Source organism: Methylomicrobium agile, assembly GCF_000733855.1.
GTDB lineage: Bacteria > Pseudomonadota > Gammaproteobacteria > Methylococcales > Methylomonadaceae > Methylomicrobium > Methylomicrobium agile.
The window spans coordinates 818,932-833,524 of record NZ_JPOJ01000001.1 but is presented as its reverse complement, the minus strand read 5'-3'; the positions used below and the strand labels follow the sequence as shown (position 1 = coordinate 833,524).

General features: G+C 57.0%; 14 protein-coding genes, 4 tRNA genes and 1 pseudogene. 6 read left to right on the top strand and 13 right to left on the bottom strand.

The features are described from left to right. Positions 1-108 precede the first annotated feature (108 nt). From CC94_RS0103980 to CC94_RS0103965, 5 genes are all read right to left on the bottom strand, one after another. Entirely contained in the window at positions 109-1,653 is a 1,545-nt protein-coding gene (locus CC94_RS0103980; RefSeq protein WP_031429873.1) for an alpha-isopropylmalate synthase regulatory domain-containing protein, read from the bottom strand. A gap of 146 nt (positions 1,654-1,799) precedes the next feature. After that, positions 1,800-2,177 carry a DUF4010 domain-containing protein gene (locus tag CC94_RS25005; protein ID WP_281174006.1) on the bottom strand — a complete coding sequence of 126 codons (378 nt, stop codon included), beginning with the start codon at positions 2,175-2,177 and terminating at the stop codon, positions 1,800-1,802. 22 nt (positions 2,178-2,199) lie between these two features. Continuing rightward, positions 2,200-2,676 (bottom strand): DUF4010 domain-containing protein, encoded by a 477-nt coding sequence (locus CC94_RS25000; RefSeq protein WP_281174005.1) that lies wholly within the window; start codon positions 2,674-2,676, stop codon positions 2,200-2,202. Then, the gene (locus CC94_RS24525; protein ID WP_245619694.1) at positions 2,624-3,022 is read right to left on the bottom strand and encodes an MgtC/SapB family protein; all 399 of its coding nucleotides are present in this window, start codon (positions 3,020-3,022) and stop codon (positions 2,624-2,626) included. The genes CC94_RS25000 and CC94_RS24525 overlap by 53 nt, the downstream gene beginning before the upstream one ends. A 379-nt stretch (positions 3,023-3,401) precedes the next feature. Next, positions 3,402-3,956 (bottom strand): YbhB/YbcL family Raf kinase inhibitor-like protein, encoded by a 555-nt coding sequence (locus CC94_RS0103965; RefSeq protein WP_005374133.1) that lies wholly within the window; start codon positions 3,954-3,956, stop codon positions 3,402-3,404. Positions 3,957-4,283: 327 nt separating this feature from the next. On the opposite strand from CC94_RS0103965, the gene CC94_RS0103960 reads away from it, so the two are divergent. From CC94_RS0103960 to CC94_RS0103950, 3 genes are all read left to right on the top strand, one after another. After that, positions 4,284-4,360, top strand: a tRNA-Pro gene (locus tag CC94_RS0103960). A 3-nt stretch (positions 4,361-4,363) separates the two neighbouring features. Next, a tRNA-Arg gene (locus CC94_RS0103955) sits at positions 4,364-4,440 on the top strand. A 29-nt stretch (positions 4,441-4,469) separates the two neighbouring features. Beyond that, positions 4,470-4,545, top strand: a tRNA-His gene (locus tag CC94_RS0103950). A gap of 862 nt (positions 4,546-5,407) precedes the next feature. On the opposite strand, the gene CC94_RS0103935 is transcribed toward CC94_RS0103950, so the two are convergent. From CC94_RS0103935 to CC94_RS0103905, 7 genes are all read right to left on the bottom strand, one after another. After that, on the bottom strand, positions 5,408-5,611 hold the full coding sequence (locus CC94_RS0103935; RefSeq protein ID WP_005374131.1) for a CsbD family protein: 204 nt from the start codon (positions 5,609-5,611) through the stop codon (positions 5,408-5,410). A 185-nt stretch (positions 5,612-5,796) separates the two neighbouring features. Next, on the bottom strand, positions 5,797-6,030 hold the full coding sequence (locus CC94_RS0103930; RefSeq protein WP_005374129.1) for a ChaB family protein: 234 nt from the start codon (positions 6,028-6,030) through the stop codon (positions 5,797-5,799). A gap of 88 nt (positions 6,031-6,118) precedes the next feature. After that, complete coding sequence (locus CC94_RS0103925; RefSeq protein ID WP_005374127.1) at positions 6,119-7,111, bottom strand: hypothetical protein; 993 nt, start codon at positions 7,109-7,111, stop codon at positions 6,119-6,121. A 111-nt stretch (positions 7,112-7,222) separates the two neighbouring features. Next, the gene (locus tag CC94_RS0103920) at positions 7,223-7,543 is read right to left on the bottom strand and encodes a YqfO family protein (protein ID WP_005374125.1); all 321 of its coding nucleotides are present in this window, start codon (positions 7,541-7,543) and stop codon (positions 7,223-7,225) included. A gap of 100 nt (positions 7,544-7,643) precedes the next feature. Then, the gene (locus CC94_RS0103915) at positions 7,644-9,506 is read right to left on the bottom strand and encodes an Hsp70 family protein (protein ID WP_005374124.1); all 1,863 of its coding nucleotides are present in this window, start codon (positions 9,504-9,506) and stop codon (positions 7,644-7,646) included. Then, on the bottom strand, positions 9,503-10,168 hold the full coding sequence (locus CC94_RS0103910; protein ID WP_005374123.1) for a DUF2760 domain-containing protein: 666 nt from the start codon (positions 10,166-10,168) through the stop codon (positions 9,503-9,505). The genes CC94_RS0103915 and CC94_RS0103910 overlap by 4 nt, the downstream gene beginning before the upstream one ends. A gap of 9 nt (positions 10,169-10,177) precedes the next feature. After that, entirely contained in the window at positions 10,178-10,561 is a 384-nt protein-coding gene (locus CC94_RS0103905; protein WP_005374122.1) for a hypothetical protein, read from the bottom strand. Positions 10,562-10,746: 185 nt separating this feature from the next. Here CC94_RS0103905 and CC94_RS0103900 point away from each other — a divergent pair, with 185 nt between their 5' ends. The 3 genes from CC94_RS0103900 to CC94_RS0103890 all read left to right on the top strand — a co-directional run bounded on the left by CC94_RS0103900 (position 10,747) and on the right by CC94_RS0103890 (position 13,935). Continuing rightward, positions 10,747-11,571 carry a spermine/spermidine synthase domain-containing protein gene (locus CC94_RS0103900; protein ID WP_005374121.1) on the top strand — a complete coding sequence of 275 codons (825 nt, stop codon included), beginning with the start codon at positions 10,747-10,749 and terminating at the stop codon, positions 11,569-11,571. Further along, entirely contained in the window at positions 11,568-13,736 is a 2,169-nt protein-coding gene (locus CC94_RS0103895) for a YgiQ family radical SAM protein (RefSeq protein WP_005374120.1), read from the top strand. Before CC94_RS0103900 ends, CC94_RS0103895 begins: the two co-directional genes overlap by 4 nt. A 123-nt stretch (positions 13,737-13,859) precedes the next feature. Beyond that, positions 13,860-13,935 (top strand) — tRNA-Thr (locus tag CC94_RS0103890). A 100-nt stretch (positions 13,936-14,035) separates the two neighbouring features. On the opposite strand, the pseudogene CC94_RS25435 reads toward CC94_RS0103890, so the two are convergent. Then, a pseudogene (locus CC94_RS25435) lies at positions 14,036-14,296 on the bottom strand (hypothetical protein); the annotation flags it as partial. Positions 14,297-14,593: the final 297 nt, after the last annotated feature.

The following is a 14,593-nucleotide window of genomic DNA, read 5'->3' as shown; positions in this document are numbered from 1 at the left end:
GCTAGCGCCTAACCCGACCTACCTATACGTCTCTTGCAGAGCGGCAGCTTTCTGCCTACCCCGATCTGCATTCCGATCCGGTTTCGTCCGGCACGCAATCAATCCGAATCAGACCTGACTCGCCTTCAGTTCGTGCAACTGCATGTTGATGATCTTCAGCGTCGCCATCACGCCGGCGAATACTTGGTTCGCATGCACGCCGCGCGTTTTGCGCAGCTCGTTGCCGCAATTCCAGGTGATGACGCATTCGGTCAGCGCATCGGTATGGCCTCCTTTCGGTATCCGGACTTCGTAATCGGCCAAGGCGGGCAGGGTGTAGTCGTGCAGTTTCAATACTTTGTCTAGCGCGTCGATGAACGCATCGAAGCCGCCGTTTCCTGAACCGGAAGTCTGATGTTTCTCGCCGTTGACTTCGACCCGGAGGCTTGCGGTCGATTCGAGATGGAGGCCGCTCGTAATCGAACAGTTGAGCAGGCGGATATGCTCGTAGCTCTTGCTTTCGAGCACGTCGGCGATGATGAACGGTAGGTCTTCGGTCGTGATCGTTTGCTTCGAATCGCCGAGCTGCACGATACGGGCCAGTACCTTTTTCTGATTTTCCTCGGACAGGTCGACTTCCAGAAGCTCCAGGTTTTTCTTCAGCGACGCTTTGCCGCTCATCTTGCCTAGCGCATAACTGCGCGTGCGCGAGAAACGTTCGGGACTCAGGCGCGTCTTGTACAGCCCGCCCTTGTGGTCGCCGTCGGCATGGATGCCGGCGGTCTGCGTGAACACGTCGGAGCCGATGACCGGTGCATTCGCGGCAATGCGCTTGCCGGAAAAGTTTTCGACCATCTGGCTGATCCGGACGATATGGGTTTCGTCGATCGACAGTTCCATTGCCATCTTGTCGCGCAGCACGACCGCGACTTCCGCGAGCGAGGCGTTGCCGGCCCGTTCGCCGAGACAGTTGACCGTGCAATGTACCGAGCTGACGCCGGCGCGCACCGCGGCCATCACATTGGCGGTGGCAAGGCCGTAATCGTTGTGCGGGTGAAAATCGAATCGCAGCATCGGATAGCGGCGGCACATGTCACCGATGCTCGCGACCACTTCGTCCGGCGCCATCACGCCGAGCGTATCCGGCAGCATGAAATGGCTGATGCCGGCATCCTTCAGGTTATCCATCAGGCCGAATACGTAATCCGGGCTGTTCTGGTAACCGTTCGACCAGTCTTCCAGATACACGTTGACCTTCAGGCCCTTCTGCAGCGCATAGTCGATCGTTTGCCGAATGTCCTGGGTATGTTGTTCGAGCGTTTTGCCGAGCTGCTCGCGGCAGTGCTTTTCGCTGCCTTTGGTCAGCAGGTTGATCACGCTGCCGCCGGTTTCCAGAATCCAGTTCACGCTGCGCGTATGATCGACGAAGCCCAAGACCTCGACGCGGCCGGCAAAGCCTTCCTGGCGGGCCCATGCGTTGATGCTGGCCACCGCCTCTTTCTCACCCTGCGAAACCCGGGCCGAAGCCACTTCGATCCGGTCCACGCGCAGCCATTGCAGGAGCGCCTTCGCAATATTGATTTTTTCCGCCGGCGTGAACGAAACGCCCTGCGTCTGTTCGCCGTCGCGCAAGGTCGTGTCCATGAGCTGGATATAACGGGATTCTGTAGCCATAGTCGAAGTTTTAACGTTCGGGCGCAGTCGTAGGAAACCGCGCAGATCGAGTTTGTAGAAAACTTTTTATTGTACACCTATATTGGCTGACTTTGACATGCGGATTGCCGGCCGGCGGGAAAAATCGCCAGATTCCGGGGCGGCGGTCAATTCAGAACCCATCCGGCCAGGATCGAAGCGGCCAGCGGGCCGGCTACCCTGAAACCCAGCGCCCGCCCGCCGATCAGCAGTCCCTTGAAACCCGAGTTGACCGCTACTGTAATAAAAACCGCCTGTGCGGCGACCGCGATTTCCAGGCCCTGTTTGTGCATCTGCGCCATTGACAGGGTGATCGGGTCGACATCGACCACTCCTGACATGCCGGCCAGAGCGTACGCGCCCGCATTGCCGAACTGGATTTGCAGAAACTTCGACAGCAGCATGATGACGGAGAGGAAAGCGCCGAACTTCAGCGCCATGCCGAGTTGGAAAGGATTTTCAAGCGGTATGTCGCCCGAGCCGTCCCGCTTCGGTTGGGTATTCAACCAAAGCGGCAGCGCCGCCAGATTAGGTGAAGGCGCTCATCGCCGACAGGGAAACCAGAAGCTGGCGGAACAACGCCGAATTCATGATGAACGCCAGGAGCAGGGTGCGGGCGAACATGGTCGCGCAGGCGGTTAAAGTTCCCGTCGCCAGCGTGTTGCGCAGGGTGTCGTCGTGTTTCGCGATGCGCGCCGGATTGATCGCGACCGCGGTTGACGAAACCAGGCCGCCGAAGGCGCCGGTCACGACCGGCCCGAGCCGGTGGCCCGTTATCTTGATCGCAAAATAGCCCAGATACGAAATGCCCGCAATCAATACCACCAGCCACCAGACAGGGTAGGGATTGAACATTTGCCAGGGGCCGTAACCTTGATCGGGCAGAACCGACAGCATCACGACCGAGATCAGCAGCAGTTTCAGTGTGGCTTCGAGTTCTCTTTGGTCAAGTTTACTGACCCAGCCGTGCAGCAGCGGCCTGAAGCCGAGCAGCAGCGTCGCCACGACCGCCGATGATGCCGCCCGCAAGACATGCCCGCGCCCCCAGGATGAAGGTAAGCATCGAGGCGGTCTCGCTGGTAATCCCGATATCTTCGAATTTGTTTTGATTTTTGCTGTAGGTGGCCAGTAGGATCAGCGTCAGCGCTATGAAGACGACACCGATCGGCAGGGGGCCGGCTTGTCTGGCCAGCAGTGCGCTTAATCCGCCCAAAAGACTGATCAGGCCGTAGGCGCGAAGCCCTGTGATGCGCATACCTTCGTCGAGTTCGCGCCAGCCGCGTTCGAGTCCGATCAGCAGACCAAGTACCAGCGCGATGCCCGGCAGCTTGGAATGTTCCAGATCGGTCATGCGTTTCCTGGCGGATGAAATAAAGGCTAAAGGCAACGGGACTCTGTGCAGCGCACATAATATCTTGAAAGACCAATCCACAGAACCTGTGGATAAAGTTGTTCATTGCGCGTTTATAATTCACGCAACCGCTTGCTCTGCTTGAGGCCGCGTTAGAATGATTAAATATCGATCAGGCGGCAGAGGTTAATGTTTGGGTCTGCGGTGAAGGCGGGTCTTCAGGATCTGATGCCAACTTGTCCGCTGCAAAAGGAGTGATGGTGAGAATCGTCCTAAAGGGTGCGCCCGCTTGTGGCAATGCTGGCGATCAGCCTGATTGTGCCTCCGCCGCTGTGCGGTTTGTTGCTCGCCTGCGGTTGCGCTTGGCCGTGGTCCGGTTTCAATGCCGGTAAGTGCCGATCAGCTCGGCCTGCCCGATTACATGTCCGGACATTGCTTCTTCAAGCTGGCTTTTGTCAGGGCCGTCAAGATCGGGCAGTACGGTATCCAGCGCATAGAGCTTGAAGAAATAACGATGCCGGCCGATCGGCGGACAGGGACCGCCGTAGTCGGCCCGTTTCCAGTCATTCAACCCTTGCAGGGCGCCGGGCGGCAGCTTTTCCGCCCCGGCGGCCAGACCTGTGGAGGAGGCCGGGATATTGTAAAGCACCCAATGCACCCAGATGAGTTTGGGGGCGGCCGGGTCGGGCGCATCGGGGTCGTCGACGATCAGAGCCAAGCTCTGAGCGCCGGCCGGTAGATTCGACCAGTTCAATGGCGGCGCACTATCGTCGCCGTCGCAAGTGTAGCGTTTCGGAATTTCGCCCATGTGCGCGAAGTCCGGAGATTCAAGTTTCAGATTCATGGTTTTATTTCCTTCGGCAACGGCCGCCTCAGTGAAAACGCAAAAAATCAACGGCATTGCGTACACGCAAAACAATCGGCACCCTCTCATAGCTTCTTCTCCAAAACGTCAAATCCCGTTCACTGTTGTGCTGGCAGAAACCTTTATTATGACTTGCAAGCGTATGCGGATGCTACTATTTGATGATTGCCTGCTCAATAAATTCCTGTTGCGGCAACCGTCTTCACTCGCTACTGGAAGAGGATTACAAATCAGAATATAATACTGCAGGCAGATGAATGTATCTTGCATCGCTGCGGACCGTTAAGATAATTTGATCAAAACAAAAAAATATTTGACGGCGACTCGATATATCGTTACCATAGTCAACTCTTCAAGGGTGGCTGAGAAAGTCACAAGCCAGATAAGGAAGACACACGGGGTATAGCGCAGCCTGGTAGCGCGCCTGCTTTGGGAGCAGGATGTCGGGGGTTCAAATCCCTCTACCCCGACCATTAGCGCTTGTAGCTCAGCCGGATAGAGCATCGGCCTTCTAAGCCGAGGGTCGCAGGTTCGAGTCCTGCCAAGCGCGCCATTTCTTGATGTCGGTTTTTCCCTATAATGGTGAGCGTAGCTCAGTTGGTAGAGCACTGGATTGTGATTCCGGTTGTCGTGGGTTCGAGCCCCATCGTTCACCCCACCTTGACTCGGTCGGGACTCATTTTCTAAGAGAGTCTGGTCTGTCGAGTATCTTAAGCCGATTCCTCAAAGTTTGTTCCATGAGCTATTGACAAGCTCGCATGATACGCCTTCTATCTTCAGCCATACACTGGATTTTTGAATTGGACCGTTGATTTCGTCAGCCGTATCCGTCATATACTCCTCTTCCTCTTCCTCTTCCTCTTCCTCTTCCTCTTCCTCTTCCTCTTCCTCTTCCTCTTCCTCTTGCTATTCGTTCTTCGATAGAGCATTCCATAGAGAAAATCGACGAATCGGTGATCGATTCGAGGCAAAATTCGGGTAGAAAAAGGTGCAGGATAAAAGTCCTGACGGCTGATACGAAGCCTATTCGGAATTGCGGCAGCACGGAAGGGAAGATCGCTTCGTTTTCGAAAATAGCCTATCTCAGCGGGCAAAGCTGCACCCTTTTATGAAGGGCGCCGTGCTGGCAGGAGGCGTTCTCCGGGCCGTTTCGCGCGCCAAAAAACGTAATGTTTCCGCCCGGGCTAAGCTTGAAAAAGGAATAACGGCCGCGCTGAAATAAATTCCAAGGGGAGATAACGAATAAAGCGGGTTCGTATCCCCTGGGAATCCCTCGCACGGTTGCAGAGTACCCAGAGGATACAAGTACGCTCTGTTCACTCCGGTGTAGGGAGTGGGTTGAAATAATTTCCGGGAAGGAAGTTAGGATTTCGGAAAAACGGCATAGATACATTTCAGGTTTGAACAGGCTGAAGCAGCCTACCCATTCGCCGGTGATGATGCCGCAAGCAAATAGCAGAAAAATCAGCCCTGCATTCGAAATAAGGTCATTTCCGGATGCACGGGCTGAATGTTATTCTTTACATTTTGAAGGTTTCGACCCGCCGTTCCACTTCGCGTTCGGCTTCATCCTTGGCCATGCCGTAGCGCTCTTGAATCTTTCCCACCAGTTTCTCGCGCTCGCCGTTGATTTCTTCCAGTTCGTCATCGGTGAGCCGGCCCCATGCGGATTTGAAGCTCCCTTTGACTTGTTTCCAGTTGCCTTGTACTTGATCCCAGTTCATGATGGACCTCCTCTTAGTGCGAGTAAAAAAGTCAATGATCGATGAATATACGCTATCGGTTATGAAGCACCGTTGTTAGACTTTGAGTCGAGAAAAACGGCCTCTTCGATTAACTCCCCTCAAAATGCAACAATTTTTTGCATATTCGTATTTTTTTGACTGGTTTGCCTTTGAAAGTTCAGCTCTTACTCTTTCTTTTTCCAGTTTCCGGTTCGATCGTCTTTTTGGTAGTCCTTCTTGACCTCGGCCCAGGCGACTTTATGGGCGGTTTCCTCGCGCGAAGCGTTACTCCGTCTCTCCTCGGGTTTATCGTACTGCTCCCAGGCGCTATTGAAGGCTTTCATGTAAATCTCGCAGGCATGCTTCGGCAAGTGTTCCCGCACGTTTTCGGGCAATTCGGACAGTGTTCGATAAAACATGATTTGATTCCTCCAGCTTTCCGCACTCGATTGTGCGATAGGGTGGTCCGTTAAAAGTTCAGTCGCTTAAGGTGTCTTGTTTTCGGCGTCATACCCCGGTCTGATTGGAAGCGCCGCCATTCGACCGAATCAGGTTTCTACCGTTACCCGCGAGCTGTGTGCATTTTTTCTTCGCCGAAACCGGCGCATAGAGAAAATCGGGGTAGGACGTGTGGTTTTTCTCGGCCTGGCGGAGTTTGGCGCACTCCATGCGCCAGCGCCGCTTGAAATAATCTTCGAACAGGTCGGGCATGTTCCAGTTGGCCGATTCGAAAGAATACTCCGACTTTGCCTTCAATTCGGTCTGCCAATGCAGGTAAGGCATTCTTCCGACCGGCTCCGCAAGATAAAAGCTGTTGTAGACTTCCATCATTTTCGAGGCGCTGCGGAGAATGATGAACAATGGGATGCTCGGCAGCGTGTCGTACACGAAAACGCCGAGCGAACCTTCGGTACGGCTGTCGATGCGTCCGGCGATGTCTTCGAGCGAGGATAAAAACAGGCGGTTGTATTGGCGGAACTCTTCGACGCCGTAGTCGATGATCTCGCCCGCGCACAATTCCGAAATGGGGCAATCCTTCAAAATCATCATCCTGAAATGCACGCCCTTGCGGATCGCGTGTTCGAGTTCGCGGCAGTGATGCTTGTAGCGCGGATCGAAGGTGATCAGCCAGTACACATAATCGCCGTGGTAGAGCCCATGCATGATCTCCGAAAAATCGAGCTCCTTGTTGGTGATCCCGACAAAGCCGCGCTTGGTGGCGTTGATCACGGTGCCGTCGATATAGCGGGTCAGTACTTTCTGAAACATCTGCTCGGTTTCCCGGCGCTGTTCGGTGGCGATGATCCAGTGATGGAAAAAACCGACCGAGATGACGACCGAGGTGAACAGGCCGAACTCCGAGATCAGTTTCAATAGCCAGACATATTCCTTGTCGGAGAGGTCGCTGGCCAACACGCCGAAGATCTTATGGAGGACGAATCCTCCAAAAATCAGAACCAAGGCCAGAAGCCATTTCAAAATGGTGATATTTGAAGACATCGCTTTACCCCGCGATGATTGAAGCGATGAATGACCGAATGATATGACTGCCGAGTTTTATTCAGCGTACTACTGGCCGATAGACCTCGTTGCTCCTGATTAAATTCACTCTTATAAATCTTCGGCAGTCAGAATCTTATAGGCCCGATAAGCCGGTTCCTCGTAGGGGTGGACGGCCAGCAAAGTTCGGATGGCTGCTTTGATCAAATCATCCTGACAGATCATTTCGACCTTATACTCGACCACTTCTTCCGTGGTATCCGGCTTTCCCATGTACGGCCGGCTGCCGGCCAGAGGCCGGAACTGGCCTTCGCCCCGTACCTGCCAGCAGCATCGATCGTAATCGCTATGCCGGCCCGCGCCTTGGGCAAACAGGGCTTCTTTGACGGCTTCGAGATGCGATTCGGGGACGTAAAAGCTGAGTTGGTACATAGAAGTAAGTAGGGTACGCTGCGCGTATCGTTTTCAAAAAATTCGCTTGAATCGAACCTTTCAAAAGGTACGCGCAACGTACCCCCCCGCTTTGAATAGCTCAGCTTTCGCCGGCCCTGACGTCGAACTCGATTTTCCATCGGCCGCTGTCCTTCTGCGAAACGGCGTGCAGTTCGAGCGTGCCGACCTCGGTGACCGCCGAGGCGAGATGCACCGGCACGACTTCGCCGGGGCGGCGGTTTTCCGGCGGCAGCGTGACTTCGATCTCGTCGAGTTCGGTCAGCTCCTCGTCGGCCCAATAGGTCAGGCGGTCGCCGACCTGGTCGTCGCGGCGCGAGTTCGAGGCGAAGAAGCGGAAGCGTACCGGTTCGCCGACGACCAGCCCGAACTCGTCCTCGGGCAGCTCTTCCTGCGTGCCTTCTTCCATTCCGAACGGAGCGATGCACAAGGCCTGCAGTTCCGGCGGCAGGCCGGGCACGGCGGGCATCGCGCTTTCGACGCCGACATAATACGAGGCTGCGGTGCCGCCCTTGATCCGGACGCCTTTACCTTTGCGAACCACGCCGTAGTACGAGGCGCCGCGCGCGACGGCCAGATCCAGATCGGCGCCGGGCAACAGCTGTGCTTCGGGCGCGCCTTCCGCCTGCAGCCACGCATTCAGTACCTCGACCAGGCGCTCGGCCAACGGCTCGGCTTTCAGCACGCCGCCGTTGAACAGCACCGCGGTCGGATGCAGAAAAGTCGCATGCTCGGGTAGATTGACGTCTTTCAGATCGCTCGTCGCGCCCTGCTGTTTGGCGAGGAAAGCGGCCAGATGGCGGGTGATCGCCGCATCCTGCGCATACGGCAGGCCGACGGTCCGAAGACCGGTGCGCGGCCGCGCGATCGGCCGGTCGGAAGCATTGACTTTCGGCATGAAGCCTTCGACCAGCACCTGGTTGACTTCGGTGCGCGTCAGCTCGGTGCGTAAGGTGCCGCCGATCAAGGACGAACCGCGGTTCGCGACCACGATCGGCAGTTCCTCCAATGACGGATCGTTGAAGATTTTTTCCTTCGCCTCGCGGCAGCTGTGCGTCAGCGACTGGATCTGCCAGGGTTCGAGCCGGCGCCCGTCTTTTTCGAGTTTGGCCTTGACCGTGTACGCGAGCGCCAGGTCCATGTTGTCGCCGCCGAGCAGGATATGATCGCCGACCGCGACGCGGGTCAGTTCGAGGTTGCCTTCGTTGTCGGTCACCGCGATCAGCGACAGGTCGGTGGTGCCGCCGCCGATGTCGACGACCAGAATGATGTCGCCCGCCTTTGCATGATTGCGCCAGTCGCCGCGGCTTTGTTCGATCCAACTGTACAGTGCCGCTTGCGGTTCTTCGAGCAGGATCGCCTGGCCGAGGCCAACCGCGCGGGCCGCTTCGACGGTCAATTCGCGCGCGGCCGGATCGAACGAGGCCGGCACCGTGATCACCAGATCCTGCCGTTCGAGCGGAGCATCGGGATGCAGGTTGCGCCAGGCGTCATACATATGCCGCAGGTAGGCGGTAGTCGCATCGAACGGCGATACGCGCTCGACTTCCTCGGGCGCGTCGCTCGGCAGAATCGGCGATTTGCAGTCGACGCCCGCGTGGCAGAGCCAGCTCTTCGCGCTGGCGACCAGCCGGATCGGGGTCTTGCTGCCGAGCGTCCGGGCGATCTCGCCGACCAGATAGTCCGGTTTCGCCGACCAGGGCAGGGCGGTCGAGCCTTCCGCCAGTTCCGCTTCATGCGCCTGGTACAGAAACGAAGGGAGCTGCGGCTTGTCTTCGACCGCGCCGGGCGAAACCAGTTGGGGAATGTCGAGGACCTCCGGCGAAAAGTCGTCTTCTTCGGCTCTGTTCAAATCGGCATAGGACAGCACGCAATGGGTCGTGCCGAGGTCGATGCCGACGGAGAAACGGGAGCCTGCTTCAACGGACGGATTGGCTTCGCTCATAATTCCACCTCCGCCGGGGCGACGATTGCGGCATTATAGCCTTGCGTCAGTTTCGGCAGCCGGACCTGGGTGACCTGCCAGCCTTTGTGCACCAGCGTGCCGGTGAACGGCGCCTCGCCGGTCACCTTGCCGGTCAGCCGCACGCTGGCCGCGTCGAAGCCTTTCGGCAGGGTGATCTTGCCGCCTTCCTGTTCGCTGCGCACCGGCGCCAGGGAGAAGTGCTCGTTGATTACCTTGTTGCAGCCTTCGTGTACGACGCGGGCCGCGACGCCGATGTCCGCGTCGTTGAAGCCGGACAGGTCTTCCTTGATGAAGTCGATGAAGCGCGCCTGCTGCTGCAAAAGGCCCAGCAGCTGCAGCGCCGCGTCGGGCGTCGCTTCCTTCAGGATGACCGGTTCCGGCGCGGGGCCGGGCACGATTTTTTCGACTTCGACGATTTTCTCGACGACCTTCACGACCGGTTCGGGCGCAGGTGCAGGCGCGGCCGGCGCCACGGCTGCTGCGGCCCGCTTTTTCCGGCAACGGGCCATGCCGATCACCATCGACAGCAGCACGATGATCAGAATCAGCGCCAACACGAGCACCGCGCTGGCCAGACAGACGTGCCAGAAGTCGAACGTGGTCGGCCTAAGCGATAAATCGATCGCATATTGCATATTCATGAAGACTCCTTATTTCGTTTGGCCGGCTTCGCGGGCGGCTGCCGCAAACATCAGGTTTTGAATGACTGTTCGAGTGGTTTGCAGCCGCAGTTGTTTCATGTGGCGGTCGATGATGGTGTCGGGCACTTTCTCTTCCGCGTAGACGGTGCGCATCTTGCCCAGTACCGGTTCGCACTGCTTGACGATCTGTTCGGCGCCGGTGCGCACGTCGGCGGACCGGTACTCGGGCTTCTGCATTTCGCTGTCCACGCATTTTTTGTATTCGAAGCGGGACTCCTGGATTTTCTTGATCGTGGCGTCCGACAAGGTGGTATTGTGCCATTCGTTTTTCGGGTCGTTGGCAAGGACGGCAAATGAGGATGACAATAAAACGAGAAGAAGGAGCGGTTTCATGATCGACTCTCGGGTAGTTAAAAGAAAAAATAATCGCTTGTTGACGCGCCGCAGGGCCGGCTCGTTCCAGGCCGATATTAGGGCAGTACGCGTATTTTCAAGCGGGGGCGCGGCGGTAATTTTGCCGGCGAGAACAATAAATTCAACAGGTTAAAAAGCATCTTAAGGTATAATGCGCCCCACTTATGTTGGAAACTTGCAGCAAAGACATTTACAAAGTCAAAGGCCGGCTGATTTATCAAAGCCACGATGACGACGGCGTCATCGAAGTGGTCGAACACAACGGCGTCAGGTCGCTGCACTTCGGTTCCTCCGCAACACAAAGCAGCCTGCGCATCGACGATCCGGAAAAACTGGAACTCGCCTATCTGCGCGCGATGAATAGCTGGATGCTGTTTAAAGATGCGCCGGAGCAGGGTTTACTTTTGGGCCTGGGGGGCGGCTCGCTGGCCCGGCATTTATTATATCATTTTCCCGATTGCCGGTTAGTCGCGGTCGAATACCGGAAAGACGTAGTCAGAGTCGCGCGCAGCCATTTCGGGTTGCCGCTCGATGCGCGGCTGAAGGTGATTCTCGGTGACGGCGGCGATTATGTGCGCCGCCGAGCCGAAACTTCAAGCGGCTATTTCGATCTTTTATTCGTCGATATTTTCGATCACGACGGCATGTCGCCGTCGCTGTCGAGCATCGCGTTTTTCGACGCCTGCCGGACCTTGCTGAAGGATGATGGCCTGTTGGTCGTGAACCTGTGGAACACCGACAAGGATCTGTTCGAGGCGTATTGCGACTGGCTGAACGAAGCGTTCGAGGAACGCGTGCTGTTTCTGCCGGTCAACGAACACGACAATATTATCGCGCTGGCCTTCAACAAAGGGTCGCCTGCGTATTCGCTGAAGGCGCTGCGCAGCCGGGCCGAAGCGCTCGAACCGCTTTACCGTATCGAATTTTCGAGTTTCCTGAGAACGCTCGTCAAATCCAATCCCCGCGTCATCAACCGAGTCATCAAATGATCCATTCCGTGTTACCCGCCGCGCCTTATCTGTTCGGCTACCGCAAATTCTGGGCGCACCGCTTCGGCCCGGCGCCGGCGCTGCCGATGAGCCGCCAGGAAATGGAGGCGCTCGGCTGGGACAGCTGCGACATCATCCTGGTGACCGGCGACGCCTATATCGATCACCCGAGTTTCGGGATGGCGCTGATCGGGCGGGTGCTCGAAGCGCAGGGCTTCCGAGTCGGAATCATTTCGCAGCCCGACTGGACTTCGGCCGACGACTTTCGGAAGCTCGGCCGTCCGAATCTGTTTTTCGGGGTGACCGGCGGCAACATGGATTCGATGGTGAACCGTTACACCTCCGACAAAAAAATCCGTTCGAACGACGCCTACACGCCGGACGGCGCGGCGGGCAAGCGGCCCGACCGCGCGGTCAGCGTCTACTCTCACCGCTGCCGCGAGGCATTTAAGGAGGTGCCGATCATCATCGGCGGGATTGAAGCGAGCCTGCGCCGGATTGCCCATTACGATTACTGGTCCGATACGGTCAAGAAATCGATCCTGCTCGACTCGAAGGCCGATTTGCTTGTTTACGGCAATGCCGAACGCCAGATCGTCGAAATCGCGCACCGGCTGGCGCGCGGCGAAGCGCTCTCCGAGATTACCGGCATTCGCGGCACCGCGTATTTCGTGAAAGAGATTCCGGAAGGCTTCGCGGTGAAAGACTCGACCGAAGTCGACAAGCCGGGCGTCGTAATGTCGCCGCAGAATCCGTACCAGGAGCAGCCGGCCTGCGATGCGAAGCCGGCTGAAACCGTTCCCGGCGAGAACGTGGTTCAATTCGACAAAACGCTGCTCAGAAACCGGCGCGCGAACACCGTGATCCGGCTGCCCGCCTATGAAGATGTGAAGGACGATCCGGTGCTGTACGCGCATGCCTCACGGGTCATGCACGGCGAAACGAATCCGGGCAATGCGCGTCCATTGATCCAGCAGCACGGTCAGCGCCAGGTCTGGATCAATCCGCCGCCGATCCCGTTGACCACGAAGGAAATGGACGGCGTCTTCGGCCTGCCGTATTCGCGCCTGCCGCATAGGACTTACGGCAACGCGAACATTCCGGCGTTCGAAATGATCCAGCATTCGGTCAACATCATGCGCGGCTGCTTCGGCGGCTGCTCGTTCTGTTCGATTACCGAACACGAAGGCCGGATCATCCAGAGCCGCTCCGAGGATTCGATCATCCGCGAAATCGAAGCGATCCGCGATACTTCGCCCGCTTTCACCGGCCACATCTCCGACCTGGGCGGCCCGACCGCGAATATGTACCGGCTCGCCTGTAAAGACCCGAAAATCGAAGCGGCCTGCCGGAAACCGTCCTGCGTGTTTCCCGGCATCTGCCCGAACCTGAACACCGACCACACGCCGCTGATCAAGCTGTACCGAAGGGCGCGCGCCTTGCCCGGCATCAAGAAGATCTTCATTGCTTCGGGCCTGCGCTACGACTTGGCGGTGACTTCCCCTGAATACGTGAAGGAGCTGGTCACCCACCATGTCGGCGGCTATCTGAAAATCGCGCCCGAACATACCGAGCAAGGACCGTTGTCCAAAATGATGAAACCCGGCATCGGCACTTACGACCGCTTCAAGGAGATGTTCGACAAATATTCGAAAGAAGCCGGCAAGGAGCAATACCTGATCCCGTATTTCATCGCTGCGCACCCCGGTACGACCGACCGGGACATGCTGAATCTGGCGTTGTGGCTGAAAAAACACGGCTTTCGGGCCGACCAGGTGCAGGCTTTTCTGCCGTCGCCGATGGCGATCGCGACCGCGATGTACCATTCCGGCCTCGACACGCTGCACAAGATCGGCCGCAACGCCGACAAGATTTACATCCCGAAAAGCGTCAAGCAGCGCCGTCTGCACAAAGCCTTCCTGCGCTACCACGACCCGAACAACTGGCCGCTGCTTCGCGAAGCGCTGAAGGAAATGGGCCGCAGCGACCTGATCGGCAACGGCAAGCACCACCTTGTCCCCTCCTTCCAGCCCAAAGGCACCGGCATCGCGCCGGAAAAGGTACAGCGCTTTAGGACCAAACATACTGGCATTGAAGCCGGTTTGACCGGAAAAACCAGAAAATCTGTGGCCTTCAACAAACGCGTAGTGAAAAGCGTAAAATGAAAATATCGGCCGTGAGCTTCGGATCAACGTACGGCCGGAGATGGTCCGTTTTTCCAGGCTCTATTTGAGTCGTTCAAAAATGTTGGTCAAAATAAGATTATTCTGTATAATGCGCAATTCTTCGCTGGCGTAGCTCAGTTGGTAGAGCAGCTGATTTGTAATCAGCCGGTCGCGGGTTCGAGTCCCATCGCCAGCTCCAGATAAATCAAGGGTTTAGATGAAAGTCTAAGCCCTTTTTTATTTCCGGTGCTACGCTGGTGCTACGGTCTTGGTTAAGCTCGGGCACAAAAATGCCGCCTTCACACACACGCAACACTTGCGGATTCGTCGCCGCTCCCGATCCACCAGGACGGAACCCTTGCCAAAACCTTGCCGTTGTTCCGCCAGGCCGCTACGTCATCCGGGGCTGCGAGGTAGGCGAGGGCTGCGTCTATGCCCAAATGCGTCGAGCTCGACGTATTTGCCTCAAGTAATTCCGGCATTTCATTTGCCAGCTTCATATACCGACGCGCCTGTCTCTCCTTTACCCGACAATTCCCCTCCAGCCACTTCCCGAACTCGCCGTGTGGTAGGGCAAAACCCTCACCATAACCTCACCTTGCCGGTGCGGTGATTCGGCAATTGTTTCCCATTTGGCGCACAATCAATTCACTAGCATGATTTCGTGCCAACTCTCTGAAAGCAGCGACAACCGTGCATTACAGACGGGCATGATTATTGCTTTGTGTGTTGTTTCCTGAAAGTAGCACATGACCGTAAGCGCGGATCCTGCACAACGCCAGTGCTGGCGCGGTGTGCGGGCTGTTACAGCAGCACCGGGGTGGCGGTCACGAAAACGCCAGACACAAAAAAGCCGG